Annotated in this window: 25 protein-coding genes and 1 tRNA gene; 6 read left to right on the top strand and 20 right to left on the bottom strand. The window is 38.4% G+C overall.

Annotation, left to right across the window (positions count from 1 at the left end):
* Positions 1-16: 16 nt before the first annotated feature.
* Together POD11_RS05930 and uvrB are read right to left on the bottom strand one after the other, a co-directional pair.
* Positions 17-604 (bottom strand): lipocalin family protein, encoded by a 588-nt coding sequence (locus tag POD11_RS05930; RefSeq protein ID WP_016140305.1) that lies wholly within the window; start codon positions 602-604, stop codon positions 17-19.
* A gap of 92 nt (positions 605-696) precedes the next feature.
* The gene (gene uvrB, locus POD11_RS05925) at positions 697-2,718 is read right to left on the bottom strand and encodes an excinuclease ABC subunit UvrB (RefSeq protein WP_262456685.1); all 2,022 of its coding nucleotides are present in this window, start codon (positions 2,716-2,718) and stop codon (positions 697-699) included.
* Positions 2,719-2,898: 180 nt separating this feature from the next.
* Between uvrB and POD11_RS05920 the strand changes: the two genes are divergently transcribed.
* Together POD11_RS05920 and POD11_RS05915 are read left to right on the top strand one after the other, a co-directional pair.
* Positions 2,899-3,690: an A1S_2505 family phage non-structural protein gene (locus tag POD11_RS05920; RefSeq protein ID WP_016140303.1), complete on the top strand. Its 792-nt coding sequence runs from the start codon at positions 2,899-2,901 to the stop codon at positions 3,688-3,690.
* Between the two features lie 174 nt (positions 3,691-3,864).
* A complete protein-coding gene (locus tag POD11_RS05915) occupies positions 3,865-5,304 on the top strand; it encodes a sensor domain-containing diguanylate cyclase (RefSeq protein ID WP_262456684.1) in 1,440 nt (479 codons plus the stop codon).
* Positions 5,305-5,333: 29 nt separating this feature from the next.
* On the opposite strand, the gene POD11_RS05910 is transcribed toward POD11_RS05915, so the two are convergent.
* Positions 5,334-5,513, bottom strand: a complete 180-nt coding sequence (locus POD11_RS05910; protein WP_016140301.1) for a hypothetical protein — start codon at positions 5,511-5,513, stop codon at positions 5,334-5,336.
* A 207-nt stretch (positions 5,514-5,720) separates the two neighbouring features.
* On the opposite strand from POD11_RS05910, the gene POD11_RS05905 reads away from it, so the two are divergent.
* A complete protein-coding gene (locus POD11_RS05905; protein WP_002118408.1) occupies positions 5,721-6,956 on the top strand; it encodes a pyridoxal phosphate-dependent aminotransferase in 1,236 nt (411 codons plus the stop codon).
* Between the two features lie 49 nt (positions 6,957-7,005).
* On the opposite strand, the gene POD11_RS05900 is transcribed toward POD11_RS05905, so the two are convergent.
* A complete protein-coding gene (locus POD11_RS05900; protein WP_262456683.1) occupies positions 7,006-7,848 on the bottom strand; it encodes a DMT family transporter in 843 nt (280 codons plus the stop codon).
* Between the two features lie 239 nt (positions 7,849-8,087).
* Here POD11_RS05900 and POD11_RS05895 point away from each other — a divergent pair, with 239 nt between their 5' ends.
* Positions 8,088-8,525 (top strand): PaaI family thioesterase, encoded by a 438-nt coding sequence (locus POD11_RS05895; RefSeq protein WP_224991494.1) that lies wholly within the window; start codon positions 8,088-8,090, stop codon positions 8,523-8,525.
* A 15-nt stretch (positions 8,526-8,540) separates the two neighbouring features.
* Here the strand turns inward: POD11_RS05895 and POD11_RS05890 are convergent, their stop codons facing one another.
* Positions 8,541-8,972, bottom strand: a complete 432-nt coding sequence (locus POD11_RS05890; RefSeq protein WP_239967122.1) for a hypothetical protein — start codon at positions 8,970-8,972, stop codon at positions 8,541-8,543.
* A gap of 41 nt (positions 8,973-9,013) precedes the next feature.
* The gene (locus POD11_RS05885) at positions 9,014-9,160 is read right to left on the bottom strand and encodes a hypothetical protein (protein ID WP_239967174.1); all 147 of its coding nucleotides are present in this window, start codon (positions 9,158-9,160) and stop codon (positions 9,014-9,016) included.
* A 46-nt stretch (positions 9,161-9,206) separates the two neighbouring features.
* Here POD11_RS05885 and POD11_RS05880 point away from each other — a divergent pair.
* A tRNA-Asn gene (locus POD11_RS05880) sits at positions 9,207-9,282 on the top strand.
* A gap of 170 nt (positions 9,283-9,452) precedes the next feature.
* Here the strand turns inward: POD11_RS05880 and POD11_RS05875 are convergent.
* The 12 genes from POD11_RS05875 to POD11_RS05820 form a co-directional block, all read right to left on the bottom strand.
* Positions 9,453-10,211, bottom strand: coding sequence for an SDR family oxidoreductase (locus POD11_RS05875; RefSeq protein ID WP_125738402.1), 759 nt, complete (start codon positions 10,209-10,211; stop codon positions 9,453-9,455).
* Positions 10,212-10,404: 193 nt separating this feature from the next.
* The gene (locus POD11_RS05870; protein WP_125738403.1) at positions 10,405-11,049 is read right to left on the bottom strand and encodes a tRNA-(ms[2]io[6]A)-hydroxylase; all 645 of its coding nucleotides are present in this window, start codon (positions 11,047-11,049) and stop codon (positions 10,405-10,407) included.
* 6 nt (positions 11,050-11,055) lie between these two features.
* A complete protein-coding gene (pdxJ, locus tag POD11_RS05865; RefSeq protein WP_174728104.1) occupies positions 11,056-11,781 on the bottom strand; it encodes a pyridoxine 5'-phosphate synthase in 726 nt (241 codons plus the stop codon).
* A 13-nt stretch (positions 11,782-11,794) separates the two neighbouring features.
* Positions 11,795-12,508 carry a DNA repair protein RecO gene (gene recO / locus POD11_RS05860; RefSeq protein ID WP_016140294.1) on the bottom strand — a complete coding sequence of 238 codons (714 nt, stop codon included), beginning with the start codon at positions 12,506-12,508 and terminating at the stop codon, positions 11,795-11,797.
* A 9-nt stretch (positions 12,509-12,517) separates the two neighbouring features.
* The gene (locus POD11_RS05855) at positions 12,518-12,712 is read right to left on the bottom strand and encodes an NF038104 family lipoprotein (protein WP_016140293.1); all 195 of its coding nucleotides are present in this window, start codon (positions 12,710-12,712) and stop codon (positions 12,518-12,520) included.
* 17 nt (positions 12,713-12,729) lie between these two features.
* Positions 12,730-13,752, bottom strand: coding sequence for a GTPase Era (gene era / locus POD11_RS05850; RefSeq protein WP_262456779.1), 1,023 nt, complete (start codon positions 13,750-13,752; stop codon positions 12,730-12,732).
* An 11-nt stretch (positions 13,753-13,763) separates the two neighbouring features.
* Positions 13,764-14,456, bottom strand: coding sequence for a ribonuclease III (gene rnc, locus POD11_RS05845; RefSeq protein WP_005067830.1), 693 nt, complete (start codon positions 14,454-14,456; stop codon positions 13,764-13,766).
* A complete protein-coding gene (locus POD11_RS05840) occupies positions 14,428-14,802 on the bottom strand; it encodes a DUF4845 domain-containing protein (RefSeq protein WP_262456682.1) in 375 nt (124 codons plus the stop codon). Before POD11_RS05840 ends, rnc begins: the two co-directional genes overlap by 29 nt.
* A gap of 25 nt (positions 14,803-14,827) precedes the next feature.
* The gene (gene lepB / locus POD11_RS05835; protein WP_262456681.1) at positions 14,828-15,655 is read right to left on the bottom strand and encodes a signal peptidase I; all 828 of its coding nucleotides are present in this window, start codon (positions 15,653-15,655) and stop codon (positions 14,828-14,830) included.
* Positions 15,656-15,730: 75 nt separating this feature from the next.
* Positions 15,731-17,548 (bottom strand): translation elongation factor 4, encoded by a 1,818-nt coding sequence (gene lepA, locus POD11_RS05830; protein WP_016140290.1) that lies wholly within the window; start codon positions 17,546-17,548, stop codon positions 15,731-15,733.
* Positions 17,549-17,726: 178 nt separating this feature from the next.
* Positions 17,727-18,176: an acyl-CoA thioesterase gene (locus POD11_RS05825; RefSeq protein ID WP_262456680.1), complete on the bottom strand. Its 450-nt coding sequence runs from the start codon at positions 18,174-18,176 to the stop codon at positions 17,727-17,729.
* Between the two features lie 122 nt (positions 18,177-18,298).
* Complete coding sequence (locus tag POD11_RS05820) at positions 18,299-19,675, bottom strand: Do family serine endopeptidase (protein WP_016140288.1); 1,377 nt, start codon at positions 19,673-19,675, stop codon at positions 18,299-18,301.
* 230 nt (positions 19,676-19,905) lie between these two features.
* On the opposite strand from POD11_RS05820, the gene nadB reads away from it, so the two are divergent.
* Entirely contained in the window at positions 19,906-21,549 is a 1,644-nt protein-coding gene (gene nadB / locus POD11_RS05815) for an L-aspartate oxidase (protein ID WP_262456679.1), read from the top strand.
* 56 nt (positions 21,550-21,605) lie between these two features.
* Here the strand turns inward: nadB and POD11_RS05810 are convergent, their stop codons facing one another.
* Together POD11_RS05810 and tmk are read right to left on the bottom strand one after the other, a co-directional pair.
* On the bottom strand, positions 21,606-22,022 hold the full coding sequence (locus POD11_RS05810; protein WP_016140286.1) for a PaaI family thioesterase: 417 nt from the start codon (positions 22,020-22,022) through the stop codon (positions 21,606-21,608).
* 137 nt (positions 22,023-22,159) lie between these two features.
* Positions 22,160-22,759, bottom strand: coding sequence for a dTMP kinase (gene tmk, locus POD11_RS05805; protein WP_016140285.1), 600 nt, complete (start codon positions 22,757-22,759; stop codon positions 22,160-22,162).
* Between the last annotated feature and the right edge of the window lie 7 nt (positions 22,760-22,766).

Here is a 22,766-nt window from a genome sequence, read left to right as displayed (position 1 = left end):
AAGCAGGTATACATCATTATTCTTTATGTTCTGTACGGATAATATCTCGAATATCAAAACCTAATGTTTTTGCATAATTTAGATATTCATCTACCACTTCTTGCTCAGGATGAGGAGTTCTTGATAGAACCCAAAGATATTTACGTGAAGGTTCCCCGACTAAAACAGTCTGATAGTCTTCATCAATTTTTAAAATCCAGTAATCCCCACGGATGACTGGAATCCATCTTACCGCTTCAGGTAAAAAACTTACCTTCAATTTGGTGTTATATGGCGGGTTAACCACAAAGGCTTCCCCGACAGATTGCTGTAATTGTTTTCTATTATCGTAGCAGCGGTTATCTACAACTATATTTCCATTTTCATTTAAGGTGTAAGTTGCAGACACGTTGTAAGCACATTTTTTCTGGAAAAATGCAGGCTTACGGGCGACTTCATACCAAACGCCTAAATATCGGTCCAGTTCAACTTTATAGACAGTTTGCAAGGGTTTCGGCTGAGCATAGACATAGGTTCCAACAGCTAAACCAGCCAAAACGACACCGCCCAACGCAATTTTAGCCAAACGCCAGCTGGCTTGCGGAACATTATTTTGAAATGCCATTGTTGCCCTCAACGATTAGTTGTGAATACAAAGAACTCAATTATCTACACTAGCTTGTTTTTTAAACACATTATGTAGCGTTATGTATTCGTTTATTGCAACATTTGCGCTTTTAATCGAAGGATTTCATCACGTATCCGAGCTGCCTGTTCAAACTGTAAATCTTTCGATGCCTTTAACATCTCTTTTTCCAGTTTAGTAATATGCTTACTAAACAATTTTGGATCTGAGAGAATATGTCTTTCATCCGCACTTAAAGCTTGTGCCTGTTCAAGGACCTTCTCATCAATCTCATCATCTGAAAGTACTTCACCTGAATCAATTTCTTTGATGACCTGACGAACGGCACTACGTGGCGTAATACCATGTAACTCGTTAAACTCGATTTGTTTAGCTCTACGACGCTCAGTCTCATCTATTGCTTTTTGCATAGAATCAGTGATTCGGTCAGCATATAAAATTGCTTTACCTTTCACGTTACGCGCAGCACGACCAATCGTTTGAATAAGTGAACGCTCTGAACGTAAAAAGCCTTCTTTATCTGCATCTAAAATAGCAACTAAAGAAACTTCTGGCATGTCGAGACCTTCACGTAGTAAGTTAATACCGACCAATACATCGAACACACCTGTACGTAACTCATGAATAATTTTGACACGTTCAACCGTATCAATATCTGAGTGTAAGTAAGCGACTTTAACCCCATATTCTTTTAAATAAGAAGTCAGATCTTCTGCCATACGTTTTGTTAAAGTAGTCACCAACACACGTTCATTTAGATTCTTACGAATATTGATTTCAGAAAGAACGTCATCAACTTGAGTTAATACAGGACGAACTTCAATTTCAGGGTCGATTAATCCTGTTGGACGTACCACTTGCTCAACCACTTGGTCAGACTTTTCAAGCTCATATTTAGCTGGTGTCGCACTTACAAAAATGGTCGTCGGTACAATACGCTCCCACTCTTCAAATTTCATTGGTCGATTATCAAGTGCACTTGGTAAACGGAAACCATAATTCACTAAATTTTCTTTACGTGATCGATCGCCTTTATACATTGCTCCAATTTGTGGAACAGTAACGTGTGACTCATCAATAATAAGCAACGCATCTTCTGGCACATAATCAAATAAAGTTGGAGGCGCTTCACCAGCCGGACGGCCTGATAAATGACGTGAATAGTTTTCGATACCGTTGGTATAGCCCAACTGTTGCATCATTTCCAAATCATAGCGGGTGCGCTGCTCAATACGCTGAGCTTCTAACAATTTGTCATGTTCACGGAAGAATTTAAGTTGATATTGTAACTCATCTTTAATCGTATCAATGGCACGAGTCAGATGGTCTTTTGGTGTTACATAATGGCTTTTTGGATAAATCGTAACGCGCGGAACTTTACGAACCATTTTACCAGTTAGCGGATCAAACCAACGGATGGAATCAACCTCATCATCGAATAGCTCAATACGAATCGCATGTTGATCAGATTCCGCAGGGAAAATGTCAATAATTTCGCCCCGAATTCGATAGGTACCACGTAAGAACTCAAGTTCATTACGCGTATATTGCATTTCAACCAAACGACGAATGATCTCATCACGACTTACGCGGTCGCCCTCAACCACATGCAGTAACATTTGCATATAGGCATTTGGGTCACCCAAACCATAAATTGCAGATACCGAAGCCACAATAATTGCATCACGACGCTCTAATAAAGCACGAGTTGCTGACAATCGCATCTGGTCAATGTGATCATTAATGGCCGCATCTTTTTCAATAAAAGTATCTGAAGATGGGACATATGCCTCTGGTTGGTAGTAATCATAATAACTTACGAAATACTCAACCGCATTATTGGGAAAGAACGCTTTAAATTCTCCATAAAGCTGGGCAGCCAATGTTTTGTTATGGGCCATCACAATTGTAGGTCGCTGTGTTTGAGCGATTACATTTGCCATGGTATAGGTTTTACCCGAGCCAGTTACACCCAGTAATAACTGATTACGAAAACCATGCTCGATACCATTTACCAGTTTTTCAATGGCCTGTGGTTGATCACCTGCTGGCTGATAATGAGTGACCAAATCAAAAGGTTGATTTTCGTTCAAAGTTATCTCTCTTTATGAAAAAATTGAATTTAACGTCTTACCCTTTAATGGGGGTTTTTATCTTAATTTAAAGTCTAAATTGGGCTGGAAATTCAATGTAAAAGATTAAGCATCTTAACACTTGACCAATACCCTAATCGGTTGCAACATGAAGCTATCCATTAAACAAAAAGTATAACCATGACCTATCAATATCATGATGAAAGTATTGTAACCGAACTTCCTGAAGATACAGTTTTTGTATTTGGAAGTAATCTTGCTGGACAACACGGTAGCGGTGCAGCACGTGTGGCAAGTCAGCACTTCGGAGCAGTTGAAGGTGTAGGTCGTGGCTGGGCTGGACAGAGCTTTGCAATTCCAACTTTAAATGAACACATTCAACAAATGCCACTTTCCCAAATTGAGCACTATGTTGAAGACTTCAAAATTTATGCAAAAAATCATCCTAAAATGAAATATTTTGTTACTGCTTTAGGTTGTGGTATTGCAGGTTATAAAGTTTCGGAAATTGCTCCTCTTTTTAAAGGGATTTATCACAACGTTATTTTTCCAGAATCTTTTAAACCTTATGTTGAAGATAATGCAATATCTCAGTTTCCGACTTTAACTCAAAAGATGGTACAAAGTTTCATTAACGATGAGGTTATTTTTTACTTCAACCATGGCAGTGAATCTTTTGAAGAAGCCTTAGATAAAACTGATTTATCTGATGCTGAAAAAGCCATAGCACTGATTGTTTTAAATGAAGAGTTATATCCACGAGATCGTTATGGACGAGGCCGTGATCATGAGCTTAGTGATATTTTAGGTAAGCTCAATGGTAAAATTTTTAATCTTCACGGAAATTCAGAAGGTGCCATGATTTTTGTCAGTGCTGTTGTTGCACTTATGGAACTTTACGATTTTGATGAACAAGATTTTATCAAACTATGGCGTGGCGAAAAAAATATTGATCACCCGATTAATCGTTAAGTTTTCTTATAAATTATGAGTTAAGCAGGTCATATCTGCTTTCTCATTATTTTATTTTTATTTACCTTTAATCTTTTTATTTTTAATTATTCTAATAGATTTAAACTCTTTACTCTCCCAAATATTAATTTTTCTCATTATACTTTAAGGCAAACTGAATACTTAAAGAAACATATGGAAACTTTAGATTCTTCGATTTTTGACCTTAGCCCAATTCCAATGTGGATTGAAGATTTCAGTGAAGTTAAAAAACAATTTGATTTATGGAGAAATCAAGGCATTGAAAACCTGCATGAATTTTTAAATCAAAATCAAAATTTAATTACTGAATGTGCCCATAAAATTAAAATAATTCGTGTTAATCAAAAAACATTAGAACTTTTTGAAGCAGAAACACAAGAAGAATTATGTTCCAGTTTAAATTTGATTTTCAAAAAGGAAATGTTTGAATCACATATTTATGAGCTAGAAGAACTTTGGAATGGCAGAACTCATTTTTCAAGTACTACGGTGAATTATACTTTATCAGGCAAACGCATTGATGTTCAGCTCAGAGGTTCTATTTTACCTGGCTTTGAATCTAATTTTGAACGTGTATTAATTACCACTGAAGATATTACGCCCTATCAAAATGCGCTTCGTCAGGAAGAAAAAAATCGTCGATTAGCTGAATCAATGTTTATCTACTCACCAACTTCTCTTTGGGTCGAAGATTTCAGTCGTATAAAAAATAGAGTTGATCAACTTAGGCTATTAGGAATTGAAGATTTCAGAACTTTTCTAGATGTTCATCCTGAATTTGTCCGCCAATGTATAGAAGATATTTTAATTTTAGATGTTAATCAGGCCACTATAGATTTATTTAAGGCTCCTGATAAGTCTACCCTTCTTAGAAATACACATAAGATTTTTGCTGAAGAAATGATTGAAACCTTTCGAGAGCAACTCATCGAATTGTGGCAAGGTAATATTCATCATAAACGTGAAGCGATTAACTACGCTTTAGATGGCCAAATCAGAAATGTCTTGCTGCAATTTACCGTCTTTCCGGGATATGAAGAGACGTGGGGACTAGTACAAGTTGCACTGACAGATATTACTGCGCGGAAAAAAGCAGAAAACTATCTTGAATATTTAGGACAACATGATGTCCTCACCAAACTATATAACCGTGCTTTTTTTACCGAGGAACTTAATCGTTTAAACCGAAGTATTATTCGACCAGTTTCTTCAATTTTTTTAGATATGAATGGCTTAAAAGAAACAAATGATCAGTTTGGCCATGATATTGGGGATGGCTTATTACGTCGTGTTGGGAATATTTTAAGTCAGGCTATTTTAAACACTGCATATACGGCATCTAGAATAGGTGGCGATGAGTTCGTGATTTTAATGCCGGGGGCTGATGAAGCGATTGTTCAAATTATGCTTCAAACCATTCAGGAACTTTTTAATATCGACAATCAATATTATTCAAGCCATCCTATTAGTATCGCAATTGGGCATGCCACCACTCAAACAAATGAACAAATTGAGGACATGTTAAAGCGAGCAGATCATCACATGTACCAAAAGAAAAAAAGCTATTATCAGGAAATTTTACTCAAACAATAAAAAACAGGCATATTGCCTGTTTTTCAAAATTAGCGTTTTCCCATAGAACGGCGCGTACCACGTGGAGGCATCCACGTTCTATCTGCGTATTGCTCTGGCTTAGGACGCACTTGGTTGTGTACCGCATCTTCGGCTTGATTGCTTTCATTCGGCATTGGGAATGGCAATTTCACCAAAGCCTTTTTCTGTTTTGGCTGTTGCTCAGTCATGATTCATTCTCGAAATTTCGATTGCGACTTATTATAAATGATTTTTCTCATTTCTTTTCAAAAAAGCTTCAATTGTATAAATCTTGCTTAAGTTTATTACCAAACTAAACTTTTTTACATCTGAGAGGAATCACTTCCGCAAATTGCTTAATTTTTGCGATAAGATAGGATGCTTTTTATTTTTAATCCCATAAGAGGAATATTGCCGTGGACGTACGTCTTTCTGATCGTGTCAATGCTATCAAACCGTCCCCTACACTTGCTGTAACAAACAAAGCTGCTGAGCTTAAAGCTGCTGGCAAGAACGTGATTGGTTTAGGTGCTGGCGAGCCAGATTTTGATACCCCTCAACATATCAAAGATGCTGCAATTGAAGCGATTAATAATGGTTTCACCAAATATACGGCTGTAGATGGTACTCCTGGGTTAAAAAAAGCAATTATTGCTAAATTTAAACGTGATAATAATCTTGATTATCAAGCGAATCAGATTTTGGTTTCATGTGGTGGTAAGCAAAGCTTCTTTAACTTGGCACTTGCTCTATTAAACAAAGGCGATGAAGTGATCATTCCAGCACCTTTCTGGGTAAGTTATCCAGATATGGTTATTATTGCTGAAGGTACTCCAGTCATTGTGAAATGTGGCGAAGACCAACGTTTCAAAATCACTCCTGAACAATTAGAAGCTGCGATTACACCTAACACTCGTTTAGTGGTATTAAACAGCCCATCTAACCCGACAGGTATGATTTATAGCAAAGCTGAATTAGAAGCTTTAGCTGAAGTTTTACGCCGTCATCCACAAGTATTTGTTGCATCTGACGATATGTATGAACCAATTCGTTGGGAAGATGAGTTCTACAACATCGCAACTGTTGCTCCAGATTTATATGACCGCACGATTGTTTTAAATGGTGTGTCTAAAGCATATGCAATGACAGGCTGGCGTATTGGCTATGCAGCCGGTCCAGCAAAAATCATTGGGGCAATGAAAAAAATCCAATCTCAATCAACTTCAAACCCAACTTCTATTTCACAAGTTGCTGCTGAAGCTGCATTGAATGGTCCACAAGACGTTTTACAGCCAATGATTGAAGCATTCAAACGCCGTCATGACCTAGTTGTAAATGGCTTGAATGACATTAAAGGGATCTCTTGCTTACCTGCTGATGGCGCTTTCTATGCCTATGCAAACATTCGCCCTCTTATTCGTGCAAAAGGCTTAAAGTCTTGCACAGAGTTTTCTGAATGGTTACTTGAAGAGACTGGCGTGGCAGTAGTTCCTGGTGATGCATTTGGTTTGGGCGGTTTTATGCGTATTTCATATGCAACAGCTGACGAAGTACTGGTTGATGCATTAGCACGTATCAAAAAAGCTGCTGACTCAATTGAAGGTGTAGATGCTGCTATCGCTTCAATTGAAGCTGAAAAAGCTGCGAAATAATCGCTATTTTGCATAAAAAGGGTTCTCTAAAGAGAACCCTTTTTTAATTCTACGCTTTGTTAGTTTTAGAAGGCTTTATATAAATAACCAATAGAATTCCAAATAAAACCATAACACTCGATAAAATCACTCGCTCGGTTACAGTCTCATTTACAAATAGGCTCCCGCCTATAATCGCTAAACATGGCACACTTAACTGTACTGTGCTGGCAGTCACCCGATCAATATGCTTCAGAATCGCATACCAGAGGACATAAGCCCCACTTGAAGTAACACCACCAGACAAAATTGCTAATACCCAACCCTGCAAATCAATATACCGCTCTTGATTAAGCAATACATTTGCCAACAAAACTATTGGTACAGCTAATGTAAAATTTGCCAAAGTACTACCAATAGGCTGCGTCATACTACGACCCGCAATACTGTAACCCGCCCATGCCAAACCAGATATCGCCATAATTAGAGCATATCCCCAATTAGGCGCATGAGCACCCGGTAATAGCAAAACAATGATTCCAGCTAAAGCAATACATAAGCCTATACCACGATATATGCCAATCTGTTCACCCTGCCAATAGCCGTAAAGCACCATGGTCAGCTGTACAACCCCAAACAATAGTAAAGCACCAATACCTGCATCAATTTGAAGGTAAGCATACGAAAATGCCAAAATATAAACCGCTAGAAAAAGTGCATTTTTTAGGTTCCATTGAACTTTGGCTTGAGATGATTTTGAATATAAAAACAGTCCTAATAAAACAACTGCACCACTTCCTACTCGTATCAAGCTAAAAGTCATTGGGTCAATATGTTGGCCTGCCAAAGCCAAACGGCATAATACAGAATTCGCTGCAAAAGCCAGCATTGCTAGTGCAATTTTAAAAAGCATTGTCCTTATGCTCCTGTTATTTTTTATAGTGTATAAGAAGACTCTCTTATCTATCTAATTCATTATGCAACTCATTTAATTCAATTTTTATAATAAAGAAATTTTGTACTCAATAAATAGGTTTCTAAGCTTCGACTTATCAGTTCAATTTTTAACTATAGAATTGACACAACTCGGACCGAATAATAGGCTAACAATAAGTTCCATTTTAGAACTTAAATATTTAAAGGACTTAAAAAATGAAACACCCAAAAGACATGACTGGACTTGAAGTTTTACAGGCACTGCTTGATGGTCACTTCCCGCCACCGAGCATGGGAAAAACAATTCCAATGTATCCAACTGAAGTGGCAAAAGGCTTTGCCAAATTTCATGCTCAGGCAGATCAAAATCACCTAAACCCAATGGGCGGTGTACACGGTGGATTTGCAGCAACTGTACTCGACTCGGTGACTGGTTGCGCTATACATAGTGCACTTGAAGCAGGTGAAGGTTATGGAACTATCGACCTCAATGTAAAAATGTGCCGCCCAATCCCTCAAAATAAGCAACTTATTGCGATTGGACAACTGATCAACCTCAGCAAAAACTTAGGGATTTCCGAAGGCAAGATTATTGATGAGGACGGTAAACTATATGCCTATGCAACTGCAACTTGCATGATTATTCGTTCATAATGATTAAAGGCAGCCTTAAACCGCTGCCTTTTTTATTGAGTAATCTTGATTATTTGGACGTTCACAAGTTTGTGCAATCACATAGGATGCCCAAATACTTTTAAGTTGAAGCTCTATAATTTCTTGATGTTCGTCAGACCAAGCTAAAACTTTATTTTTACCCAGCAGTAATTCCCCTTCCAATTGAAAAATATATAAATCTTTAGAAGAGTTTAATGGTTTTGAGCTTTTTAAAACTTTAAGTGAATGATGCACATTCCATTTAGTGCTAAACCAAAGTTGCAATAAGTCGCCTAAATACAATTCTTGTTTTTTAAAGGGGTAAGCATTAATCCATGCACCTTCTACAAGTGTGTAATAAGATTCTGATTGACTTAAAATATTAAGATAGTTGATTTGATAAAAATCAAAATTTGAAAAAATAGAAGCGATCGTAAGCGTTTTCATACTTATCTCCGATTTAGCCATTTTAGTGCTGGCAAGTTGGTTTAAATCCACACTGTTTGGATTTCTCCAAACGCTTGTTCTTTTTTGAATCTAGCAATTGATTTTTTAAAGCGCAAGTAATTTTTTAACTCATCACCCAACTGATCAAATAAAAAGCATACAACACAAAAATGAAGTAAACATGACAATTTACACTTGACCCTTCTCAAAATCTCCTTATAATCGCATGCAGATTCTCCCATAGCTCAGTCGGTAGAGCGACGGACTGTTAATCCGCAGGTCCCTGGTTCGAGCCCAGGTGGGAGAGCCAAATACTAAAAAGCCCGCAGCATTAAAGCGGGCTTTTTTTTGCCAAAAATTTATCAAGAGTTATAAAAAATCCCCTATCAGCACATAGAGGATTTAATTTTTATTCTTAGAACCTTTGTTGGGGTTAATGATCCAATCTAACTCTAAAGAATATCTTACCTTCTTAAGTCATTAATCTACTTCAACGACTTTTAAGGGATTAAAAGATTGCGTGGTCGGCATCATTTCAATACGATTAATATTAATGTGTGGCGGTTGTGAAGCAATCCAAGCTACCGTATTTGCAATATCTTCAGGCAAGAGTGGATTCTTTTTATCATACAGGCTATTTACTTTATCCTCATCGCCCTTAAAACGTACTAAAGAAAACTCTGTACCACCGCAAAGTCCTGGTTCAATATTTGTTACTCGCACCCCAGTACCAGCTAAATCTGCACGAAGATTCAAACTAAATTGTTCCACAAATGCTTTGGTTGCTCCATAAACATTACCCCCAGGGTATGGATATGTACCTGCAATCGAACCCATATTAATAATTAAACCTGATTTTTTCTTTACCATACTTGGCAAAATTAATCGGGTAATCGTAACCAACCCCTTCACATTGGTATCAATCATTGTGTACCAATCATCTAATTCTGCTTTATCTGCGGGTTCCAATCCTAATGCCAATCCAGCATTATTCACCAATAAGTCAATTTGACTGATTTGAAATTCGACTGGTAAATCAACCAATACTTTATTTATATTTTCTGCCGTATCTGTCATATCAAATACTAAGGGATAGAATTTTTCACCGAGCTCTTGTTGTAATTCTTCTAGCTTTTCTGCTCGTCTTCCACATCCAATAACGTTATAGCCTAACTCAATCAGTTTTTTTGAAATACTATAACCAAAGCCCGCTGAGGCACCTGTAACTAATGCTAACATTCTTATATCCTTAGAAATAATCAACTATTTTAGCTAAACCGATCTTGAACAGATTTATCTTTATATTTACATAATATTCTTTATTACTTTAAAAAATAAAAGATTTTTTTGAAAATTAATTTTAAAGAATTATATAGTTATAATAAAAAAGTTTATCTAGAGAGATAAACTTTTTTATTTCAATCATCTAAGATTAGACTGGTACGCCACTATGAAAACGGAAAGTATCATCTGGTGTTAAAATCAGATTCTTTTCAACCTCACGAATATGATCAATTCGCTGCTGAATATCCTCTTTAGGATCTTTCATTTTTGCAGTGGTTGCCACATCAAGCGCAAGAGCTAGATAGTCTTCAAAATGACGAGACTCTGACTTAAGCAAGTATCGATAATAACGTCCTAACTCATCATCTACACGCGGAGCAAGTGCATAAAAACGTTCACATGAACGAGCCTCAACAAAAGCACCAATGACCAGTACATCAATTAAAGCTTCAGGTTCATAAGTACGAATCTCTTTGCGCAGCCCACCCGCATAACGTCCGGCACTTAAACCGGTCCATTCTTGACCACGCTTAGCCATAAGCTCAAGCACTTGTTCATAGTGGAGCATTTCTTCTCGTACAAGTTGAGCTAGTTTTACTTGTAAGTCAGGAAAGAAGCTATAACGAAACATTAAGTTCATTGCTGTACTAGCTGCTTTCTTTTCGCAATTCGCATGATCTTGCATCAAGATATCTAAATTATTGACTGCTTCATCCAACCATGCATTTGGTGTTTGGCACCCTAAAAAGGCCACCACAGGTTGCATTAGTTCATCGTAATTGATACTCGACATAAGTAATTATCCTGCTGCCTGAATCGCTGTTTTCATATCTTTAACAGCTTGAACCAGACCTACAAAAACACTTTCAGCAATAATTGAATGCCCAATATTTAATTCATGAATTTGGGGAATAGCTGCAATTGGCGCAATATTTTTTAGGTTAAGGCCGTGACCAGCATTTACAACTAAACCTTTTGAAGCTGCGTATTCAACACCTTTGATAATACGCGCCAATTCAGCTTGTTGATCTTGCTCTGTTTCCGCATCTGCATATGCACCCGTGTGCAACTCAATCGTAGGTGCACCACATGCAACTGCTGCATCAATTTGAGCTAAATCAGCATCAATAAATAATGATACGTCACAACCAAGAGCCGCTAAGGCTTGAGTTGCCGCTTTAACTTTTTCAAAGTTACCAACGACGTCCAAACCACCTTCAGTCGTTACTTCTTGACGTCTCTCAGGAACAAAACATACGTGCTGTGGTTGAATTTCTTTCGCAAACTCGACCATTTCATCAGTAACAGCCAACTCTAGATTCATACGTGTTTTTAATAATGGACGCATGCGACGTACATCATCATCTTGAATATGACGACGATCTTCACGTAAATGCAAAGTAATACCCTCTGCACCAGCTTGTTCACAAATAAGAGCAGCTTCTACAGGATCTGGGTAAGTAGTACCGCGCGCCTGTCTCAAAGTAGCAACATGGTCTATGTTTACACCAAGCAATGCAGCCATAAATAAATCCTAATTACGATTGAGTTTGAGTGTTTTGAATCCATAATTGTCGACTTTTTAGGGGACGATCACCTAAAAGCGATGTAATCATTTGACGGTATAGTTTACCTAATAATTGCAATTGTTCGTGAGAAAAATCCTGACCTTGCTCATAATCCAACATAGATAAAATTGCTTTACCTGACAATGAAGAACGGCTCGCTTGAACAACGGGGGCAAAACCCTCGGTCACTTGGAATTGATAAAACTGATGAGCCTGTATTGGCTGTTGTTGAGTATCAATTGAGAAATCAATCGCGTAACCAAGCTCAGGAAGTAAAACATGTTCGAACTGACGCAAAATCTGTCTCAAAAAAAGATCAGGATTTTCGTGCGAAGATAATTGCTGTAATTGAAGCAGAGTTAATTGATATTGCTCAAAAGTTTGCGGCATTGCCTCTTCTAATGGGCAAAGTCTAAGAACAATTTCATTTAAATAGAATCCGGCAAAAAAAGCATCACCAAAAAAGAAAACTGGCTGATTTAATATTTCGAGCTTTGTAAAATTCTTGAGTTCACTTTTACCCGTCGCTTGCAGGCGAATAGGTTGATATTGAGGAGGCGGAGTCTGTCTTAAAATACCATCGACTCGCCCATATTCCTGAGTAAAAAGATGCACAATATGACTTTTTTCACGGTACTTACGATGATGAATCATATATCCATGGAGGACTTCATTGCGCATCATAAAAAGAATCTATTCCTCAGATTCTTTTTCTTTTTTATCATCACCATCAGGAATCACAGCACCTACGACGGCTGCTGTACCTTTAACTACACCTTTGGTAGTTTTATAGGCAATACCTACTGGTACGGTTACAAGCTTATATACACAACCCTGTAACAGCAATGTACATCCAAGTATAGCGATTAATGATGTAATTGTTTTCATACCAGTATCCTTATCCTTTAGATATCACTATATCCCAAGCTTTTTAGAGCACGCTCATCATCAGACCAGCCACCCTTCACTTTTACCCAAAGTGTAAGCATAATTTTTTGCTCAAACATTTTTTCCATGTCTTTTCGAGCATCCATACCAATCGTTTTAAGCTTGGTTCCTTTCTCACCAATTACAATGGCTTTTTGACCAGCACGGTCTACAAAAATTGTTGCATCGATATAAGTACAAGCTGGTTTTAGACGACCAGTTTTTTCATTAACAGTTGCCTCTTCCGTTTTGAAAGATTCAATTTGTACTGTTAAATCATAAGGAAGCTCTTCACCTAACTGACGCATGATTTTTTCGCGAATAATTTCACTCGCCAAGAAACGCTCAGAGCGATCAGTAATCTGATCAAATGAATACAAAGGTGGTTGATAAGGAAGATACTTCTCAATCGTTTCACTTAAATGTTCTAAGTTTGCTCCACGTAATGCAGAAACAGGAACAATCTCAGCAAAATTCATAAGTTTGGCACGTTCTTGAATAAGTGGAAGAATCTCTCTTTTATCTTCAAACGTATCCGCCTTATTAATGACTAAAATAACCGGCATTTCAGCATTCTTGAGTTTCTCAAGCACTAAATCGTCGTTTTGAGTCCACTTATAAGCATCAATAACAAATAAAACTAAATTAACGTCACGTAATGCAGAGTGTGCAGCACGGTTCATCATTTTATTAATAGCACGCACTTCTTTTTTATGCATACCCGGGGTATCTACGTATACCGCCTGCATTTTTTCACGTGAATCAATACCAATAATTTTATGACGTGTAGTTTGAGGCTTACGCGAAGTAATAGAGAGTTTTTGACCTAACAAATGGTTCATGAGGGTAGATTTACCCACATTTGGACGTCCTACAATCGCCACAAATCCGCTCTTAAAATCCGAAGGGATTGTAACGCCTTTGGAACTAAAAAATTGATCAATCAGATTATTAGGATCTAGGTTTTCATTTGAATCTGGATTGATTTGATCAGAATGCATCGACATGCAGGTTATTGCTCCAATAACTTTAAAATTTCCGCCGCTGCTGCCTGCTCGGCAAAACGACGACTTGAACCCTCACCATAAATCTTCGGTAAACCATCTACTACACATTCAACTTTAAAGTGCTGATGAGGTGCATCACCCTGAATATCTACAACCTCGTAAACAGGGAGAGGTTTTTTACGTGCTTGTAGATACTCTTGTAAACGTGATTTCGGATCTTTGAGTTGATCCGTAGGTTCTATATGGTCTAAATAGGGTATGTACCATTTTAGCACAATATCTTTAAGTAAGTTGAGATCACCACTATCAAGATAGATTGCGCCAATAATTGCTTCCACCGTATCTGCTAATATTGACTCGCGATGATGACCGCCAGACTTCAACTCACCTGTACTTAATATTAAACACCGACTAAGTTGCAAATCTGTTGCAATTTTACCTAAAGCTTCCTGACGAACTAAAGTCGCTCGCATACGCGTGAGACGACCTTCATTTTCATTTGGATAGGCATGATATAGATAATTAGCGATGATCATGCCTAATAATGAATCGCCCAGAAACTCTAAACGCTCGTAATTGTATTTATGACTCACCGAACGATGAGTCAAAGCTAACTGTAACAACTCAAGCTGCTTAAATTGATATCCGATTCGACTCAGTAAGCGAGGATCACTTAGTTTGAACTGATGTTTTATCAAAACTCTTCTCAAATGTTAAAACTAAATCAATATTAAATAAGAAAGGTTTTCTTACTTCATATTTCTTTTTGACCGTTAGACCTGACTGATTAAACACTTGAGCGATCTCTTTAAAGTGGAGATCACGAACATTGTTCATTTCGAGTCGCTGATCCATTTGTGTTACAAACTTTTGTGGTGTGATCTCAGAAGAGCTTTCTTGTAAAAGCTCTTCTATCTGATTATTAATCAGCCGATCATCCCAATATGCTGGCCAAACTGCAAGTACAGCTTTCACTGTAATTGCAAATATAACCACCCCAAATAAAATTGCTAAATACGAAGTACCCTGTTGTGCCTTACGCATTTCTTTTTTTTCCTAATGGTTGTTTTTAATCTATTTTTCCATTTCGGCCAAAGTTAGGAAGGTGTAAGCCCGGTTCTTTATGCATCCACACATAGAATGCTCGTCCTGTTAAGTTTTCTTCAGGAACAAAGCCCCAGAAACGACTGTCTGCACTTTGATCGCGGTTATCCCCCATTGCAAAGTAATGTCCTTTTGGAACAGTCACTTCCCAATATAAACCGTCTTGGTTTGCATATTTACCATTTCCAACATAGTTGATAAACGGTGCTTGACGCGCCACATTTACGCCTTCAAGCTCACGCATTGTAAAGGTATGCGCACCAATCGTCTCTTTATGATAAATAGACGTTGGCGTATCCATCACATCTTTTTCACGACTGAACTGTGTTAATACTTTCGGTACTTTTTGCCCATTAATAATCAATTGCCCATGGTCGTAAACAATATGATCACCAGGTAAACCAATTACACGTTTAATATAGCTAATTGTTGGTTGAGGTGGATAACGGAATACAATTACATCACCACGCTTTGGTTCACCAACATCAATAATTTTCTTATTAACAATAGGTAAACGCACACCATAATCAAATTTATTAACGAGAATAAAATCACCAGTTTCTAGAGTTGGCACCATAGAATCCGACGGAATATTAAATGGTTCATAAAGAAATGAACGAAGTACAAGGACTACAGCTAAAACTGGCCAAAAGTCATAGGCCCATGTAATGACAAAATTTTCGTTCCCGCGCCCTTTATTTGCACGCTGTTTTAATACAAGTTTATCTAACAACCACACTGCAAATAGAATCAGCGTAACTGGAACAAGAATTAAATTAAAATCAAAATCCACATGACCTCACTCGCAGCATCGCTGCTTGTATTACAGTGGAGAAAAGAAATAACTCCTTTCCCCCACCCTCATTTCTTATCTTTCTACTTTCAATACAGCCAAGAACGCTTCTTGTGGAATTTCAACACTTCCCACTTGTTTCATACGTTTCTTACCTTCTTTTTGTTTAGAAAGTAGTTTTTTCTTACGCGAAACGTCACCACCATAACATTTTGCCAATACGTTTTTACGCATCGCTTTTACGGTAGAACGGGCAATAATTTGCGCACCGATTGCTGCCTGAATAGCAACATCGAACATTTGGCGAGGAATTAAATCTTTCATTTTCTCAACCAATGCAATACCACGATGGCGTGCATCATTACGGTGGCAAATCATAGCCAAGGCATCAACCTTTTCGCTATTAATTAACACATCAACCTTAACTAAAGCTGAACTTTCAAAACGTACAAAGTTATAGTCTAGCGATGCAAAGCCACGAGAGCATGACTTCAATCTGTCAAAGAAGTCCATAACGACTTCAGCCATCGGGATTTCAAAAGTAATAGAAACTTGGTTACCCAAGAATTTCATATCTTTTTGTACACCACGACGTTCGATACATAGCGTCATTACGTTCCCTAAATATTCTTGAGGAACAAGGATATGACACTCCGCAATTGGTTCACGTAAATCTTCTACAGTCGATCCATCTGGCATTTTTGATGGACTATCGATGTAAATCGTTTCGCCTTTCTTGGTTAATGCTTCATAAATTACAGTAGGTGCAGAACTGATGAGATCAAGATCGTACTCACGTTCTAAACGCTCTTGTACAATTTCCATATGTAGCATACCTAAGAAGCCACAACGGAAACCAAAGCCTAAAGCATCTGAACTTTCTGGTTCAAAGAATAAAGCCGAGTCATTGATCTGTAATTTTTGTAATGCTTCACGGAATGGTTCGAAGTCACTCGCATCAATCGGGAAAAGACCAGCATATACCTGTGGTTTAACCTTTTTGAAACCAGGTAATGTTGTGACTTCCGGTGTAGACGCAAGTGTAATGGTGTCACCTACTGGCGCACCAAAAATATCTTTAATACCCGCGATAACAAAACCTACTTCACCAGCTTCAAGGATATCTGTTTCAGTATGCTTAGGATTAAACACACCTACAGAAGTTACCGGATGAGTTTGCCCTGTCGATTTAACCAACATTTTGTCGCCCTTACGGATACGACCTTGTTTAATACGAACAAGAGAAACTACGCCTAAGTAGTTATCAAACCATGAGTCGATAATTAATGCTTGTAATGGTGCTTCACGATCACCTTCTGGTGCTGGAATAACATCAACCAAACGCTCGAGTACGCCTTCAACACCTAAACCAGTTTTTGCTGAACAAGTTGGTGCATCTGTCGCTTCAATCCCGATAATTTCTTCAATTTCATGAATTACGCGCTCAGGTTCAGCCTGTGGTAAATCAATTTTATTTAGAATAGGAAGAACTTCGAGACCTTGTTCAATTGCTGTATAGCAGTTTGCAACTGATTGCGCTTCAACACCTTGTGCAGCATCTACAACCAATAGCGCACCTTCACATGCAGCTAATGAGCGAGAAACTTCATAAGAAAAGTCAACGTGCCCAGGTGTATCAATAAAGTTTAGTTGATATTCCTGACCATTTGGATGGGTGTAATACAGCGTGACGGAAGCGGCTTTAATGGTAATCCCACGTTCACGCTCAAGCTCCATTGAGTCTAAGACTTGAGCTTGCATTTCACGATCTTGTAGACCACCACACATCTGAATAAAACGGTCAGCCAATGTAGACTTACCATGGTCAATGTGGGCAATAATCGAGAAATTTCGTATATTTTTGATATCGACGGATTTTTTAGCTTGCGCCATGGGTTACCTTGAGAAAATATAGAGTGCTATGTAGCTTGTTTTAATACACAGCCAAAGCGGTTAAATAAATTGCGTGAGATTATAACAGATGCATATTTTAAAGTATCCAAAATAATCATGAGCTTTGTACTTATGTTTTAAAAAAGGACAGTCAAAGGAAGCGTATTAAGTCCAATTATTAAGCATATGAAACGGTAAAATCATAAGGATTTATGCCTGAATCAAGCGGCGTATATGCATGAGTAAAAGTTGGCGACATTCGTTTAGGACGACCTGAAGCAATTTCAATACATGCCCATTTGGTATTTCCAACGAATAATACAGCCTGATCTGATGGGCGGAAAAACACATACTGGCGGAACGAATAAAGCGCGTTAATGTCATCTAACCATGTGCGTAATACAATTTTTTCGCCTTCAAATGCAGCTTTACGATATTGCACATGATGCTCAACCGCGACCATGGCATGTTTTAACTCAAGATATTTAGTTACCCCTACTCCCAAAGTTTCAACATGGGCAGCAGCTACATCTTGCATCCATTGAACATACATTACGTTATTTACGTGCCCTAACGCATCAATGTGATGTGGCTGCACCTCAATATGTAAATCAAAAATACTACTCACAAATGAACACTCTTATTTATTAACCTTAAAACTGAAATTAAGTGTAGGTAGATATCGCTAAACGCTCAAGTTAAATAACAAAAACCACCCATTTTAGGGTGGCTTAGTAATCTGGTTGAAGACTATTGAATACGCAAACCAAGCATCGCACGCTGTCCCTGACGAATAATAGCAACACGTGCTACTGTATTTTTTGGCAAGTTAGAAACAACTTTTGCAAAATCCTGACTATTTAAAATCTGGTTATTATTGACTTGAGTAATCACATCACCCGGAATGATATTTGACAGTGACGCTAAACCACCACGGCGAACATCTTGTACATAAATACCGCCTTTCACGCTCAACGCATTTTTTTCCGGTTCAGCTAAATCACGAATACTCATGCCTAGAACTGGCCCTTTAGATGTAGCACCTTTTGTACCAGTGGCAGGCGTTTCATCTGGTGCAGTTGTTAAGGTCGCTGAAATATTGCGTGTTTTATCATCACGCAATACTTCAAATTGAACAGTTTGATTTGGCTGTACTTTGTTTAATGCGTAGAGTAAATCACTCGTACGAAGTACAGATGCACCATTTAATTTTAAAATCACGTCACCCGCTCTCAGCCCTGCTTTTTGTGCAGGTGAGTTCGGAGAAATTTGAGTAATTAAAGCACCTTCAGGTTTTGGTAATTTGTAGGCATCGGCAAGGTTTCGGTCAATATCTTGCATCATCACGCCAAGGTAAGAGCGTGTTACTTTACCTTTTGTTTTAAGCTGGTCGGCAACGTCCATGGCTACATCAATCGGAATAGAGAAAGACAAGCCCATATAACCGCCAGTACCACTAAATATTCGAGAGTTTACCCCGACCACTTCACCATTTTGGTTAAACAATGGACCACCTGAGTTACCAGGGTTTAAAGCCACATCTGTTTGAATAAATGGCACCGAAGTTTCACCGCTCATGTTGCGTGATTTTGCACTAACAATACCTGCCGAAGCTGAGTAGTCAAAACCAAACGGCGAACCAATTGCTAAAACAGGTTCTCCGACACGTAAACGGTCAACATTTCCTACTCGTAAAGCTGGATAGTTGGTTCCATTTACTTTTAACAATGCGACGTCTGTACGCTCATCACTACCCACTACAGTTGCATCAATTTCACGTCGGTCATTTAAAGTAATACTGATACGAGAGGCATTTTCAATCACATGATGGTTAGTAAGTAAGTAACCATCTTTACTAATAAAGAATGCACTTCCGTAAGCTGTCTTTTCTTGTGGACCTTGTTGTTGTGGAATGATGACCTGATTGCCAAAGAAACGTTTTAAAATTTCAGGAACTTGCTGCTGCAACAGTTCATCCTGAGTCATTTTTTTTACGACATTTACACTCACGACTGCCGGACTAACTTGTTCAACAAGATTTGAAAAATCAACAGCAGCATTTGCTTGAACAGCAGCAACTGTAAATACCGCTGCATACATTCCTTGTTGTAAATAGCGAGATTTCATTCGGTGCTCACCCACAATTGGTCTACGAGAATAAGGATAAAACTGTTGTATCACAACACTTTGAGGTTGTGCGTAACAATATGTTTATTTGTAATACGTCACCACAAGGATTATTTTACGCATTGCAACTTTTTAAGCCAATTGCAATTTTTCTCTGAGTTAGAGCGCTTAGGCTCTTGCCTTTTTAGGTAAAAAGGGGTGTCATTAGCGGACGTTTTAAATTGAAGCGAATGGACATGCCTAATTTACAGACAATTCACCACTTTGACGTGATTATTGTGGGCAGCGGCGGCGCTGGTTTAAGTCTGGCTTTATCGTTACCAAATCATTTTAATATTGCAGTTTTAGCCAAAGCTGCTCTAACCGAAGCAAGTACCTTTTATGCTCAAGGGGGCGTTGCTGCTGTTCTTGACGAGACTGACTCTATTCAACAGCACATTAATGACACTATGATTGCAGGCGCTCATTTATGTGAAATGGATGCAGTGCAACATACCGTAGAAGGCGGCCGCCCTTCTGTTGATTTTCTTTTAAAACAAGGCGTGCAATTTACTCTAGATGAGGATGAGCAGCTTCACTTAACTCGCGAAGGTGGTCACTCTCAGCGCCGCATTATCCATTCTGCGGATGCAACAGGTAAAGCTATTTCAACCACTTTGGTTGAACGTGCCAAAGAACGTAAAAATATTACTATTTTTGAAAACTATATTGCGATTGATTTAATCACTTCACATAAATTAGGCCATACCGACCAAGCGAATCGTGCTATTGGTTTATATGCATTAGATGAAAACACTGAAAAGGTTCATACTTTCCTTGCCCCATTTACCGCGCTGGCTTGCGGCGGTGCAATGAAAGCTTACCTGTACACATCTAATCCAGATATTGCTACAGGTGACGGTATTGCGATGGCTTACCGTGCAGGTTGTCGTGTAGCGAATATGGAATTTAATCAGTTCCATCCAACTTGTCTCTACCATCCTCAAGCCCGCTCTTTTTTAATTACTGAAGCTATGCGTGGTGAAGGCGCTTACTTGCGCTTGCCGGATGGCGAACGTTTTATGCTACGTTTTGATGATCGTGCAGAATTAGCTCCCCGCGATATTGTGGCACGTACCATTGACCATGAAATCAAACGTCTCGGTATTCGTCATGTTTGGTTAGACATTACCCATAAATCACCTGAGTTCATTAAAGAGCACTTCCCAACACTTTATGCACGATTGCTTGAGTTAGGCATAGACATTACCAAAGACATGATTCCAGTGGTGCCGGCAGCTCATTACACTTGTGGTGGTGTGGTGGTTAACTCAAATAGCCAAACCGATATTGAAGGTCTCTATGCGATTGGTGAAACGTCATATACGGGCTTACATGGTGCAAACCGTATGGCAAGTAACTCATTACTTGAGTGCTTCGTTTACGGTATGAGTGCAGCAAAAGATATCGAAAATAAATTTGATGAAAACTTCAAATTACCGGAAGTACCCACTTGGGATGACTCACAAGTAACTAACCCTGATGAAGATGTGGTGATTTTACAAAACTGGGATGAGTTACGTTCGACCATGTGGAACTACGTTGGTATTGTAAGGACTACGAAACGTTTAGAACGTGCTTTACACCGTATTGAAATGTTAAAGCGCGAAATCACTGAATATTATCAAGATTACCGTGTCAGTAAAAACCTGATCGAGCTGCGTAACCTTGTTTTAGTATCTGAAATGATTGTGCGCTGTGCTATGCAACGCAAAGAATCACGTGGTCTGCATTACACACTTGATTATCCGGAAACTTCGAGTGAGATTCGTAAAACGGTTTTAACTCCTCCAAATTTTGCAGTAGAACAACCCTTAGTTAATACTGATATTTAAGTTGTTCTTCTACAAAAAAGCACAGTTCAGACTGTGCTTTTTATTTGCTTTAATCTTTATGATTTAGGTGGGATTGAATAAGTCGCGGTCACATGCGCAACGGGTTCATCCAAACCGACCGAATAAATCCAAACCTCACCCACTACTAAACTCTTTCCTACTTTCATGAGTTTACACTCACTACGTAAGTCTTGATCACCCGCGGGCTTTCTTAAAAAATTAATATTAAAGTTAGTGGTTACGGCTAAACCAACAAGGCCGATCTCACCTAATATCGCAATATATAAAGCAAAATCTGCCAAAGTCATCATGGTTGGGCCAGATATAGTTCCACCGGGACGTTGGTGTCTTTGATCAACATGATAGTAAACAACTGCAGCTTTTGGGGTGACTGATTCAATCGTGCAATGTTCAAGACTGGGTGGAAATTCCTTTTCAAGAAATGCCACGATTTCTTCTTTTGAACTTTTCATCCTTGTTATTCTTCAATCTATAAAATCATATGTAAGATAGCATAAGAAAATAACAGATCTTTTCTATGACGTTTTAAATCAGAATTAACGTCATTTTTAACCACTCCCATTTTTATAAGAGTGGCTCATTCAATTGCTTATCCTAAATATTGCAATGCCTGTTCGAACACCTGATCAGGACTTTGGGTTGCATCTATTCGCTTAATACGTTCTGGTTCAGCTTTCCACAAGGTTTCATAGCCTTCACGAACCTTAGTAAAGAAGCTTAACTTTTCTTGTTCAAAACGGTCTAATGCTCCACGCTCACGGGCACGGTTCATACCAAGTTCAATCGGTGCATCTAACCAGAAAGTCACCTCAGGCATGCGCGAAACAAAGTTCTGATTTAAAAGCTGTAATTTATCTTGGCTTAAACCACGACCAGAACATTGATAAGCAAAACTTGCATCAGTAAAACGATCACTTAATACAATTTTGTTAGCGTCTAGAGCCGGCAAAATAACCTGCTGTAAATGTTGAGCACGTGCCGCATAAATAAGCAATAGTTCAGTATCATGACTCATGTTTTCATCATGATTCACTGCTAAAAGCATTGAACGAATTTGTTCAGCTAGCGGCGTCCCACCCGGCTCTCGAGTTAAAACAACTTGTTTGCCTTGTTCTTCAAAATACTGATGAATTTTTCGAATGAGTGTAGTTTTACCTACCCCTTCCGTGCCTTCAAAGCTAATAAACATCTCTTTT

The organism is Acinetobacter sp. P1(2023), from assembly GCF_028367635.1.
GTDB classification, from domain to species: Bacteria; Pseudomonadota; Gammaproteobacteria; order Pseudomonadales; family Moraxellaceae; genus Acinetobacter; species Acinetobacter pittii_E.
The sequence above is the reverse complement of the archived record's forward strand: the minus strand, read 5'-3'. Positions and strand labels throughout refer to the sequence as shown.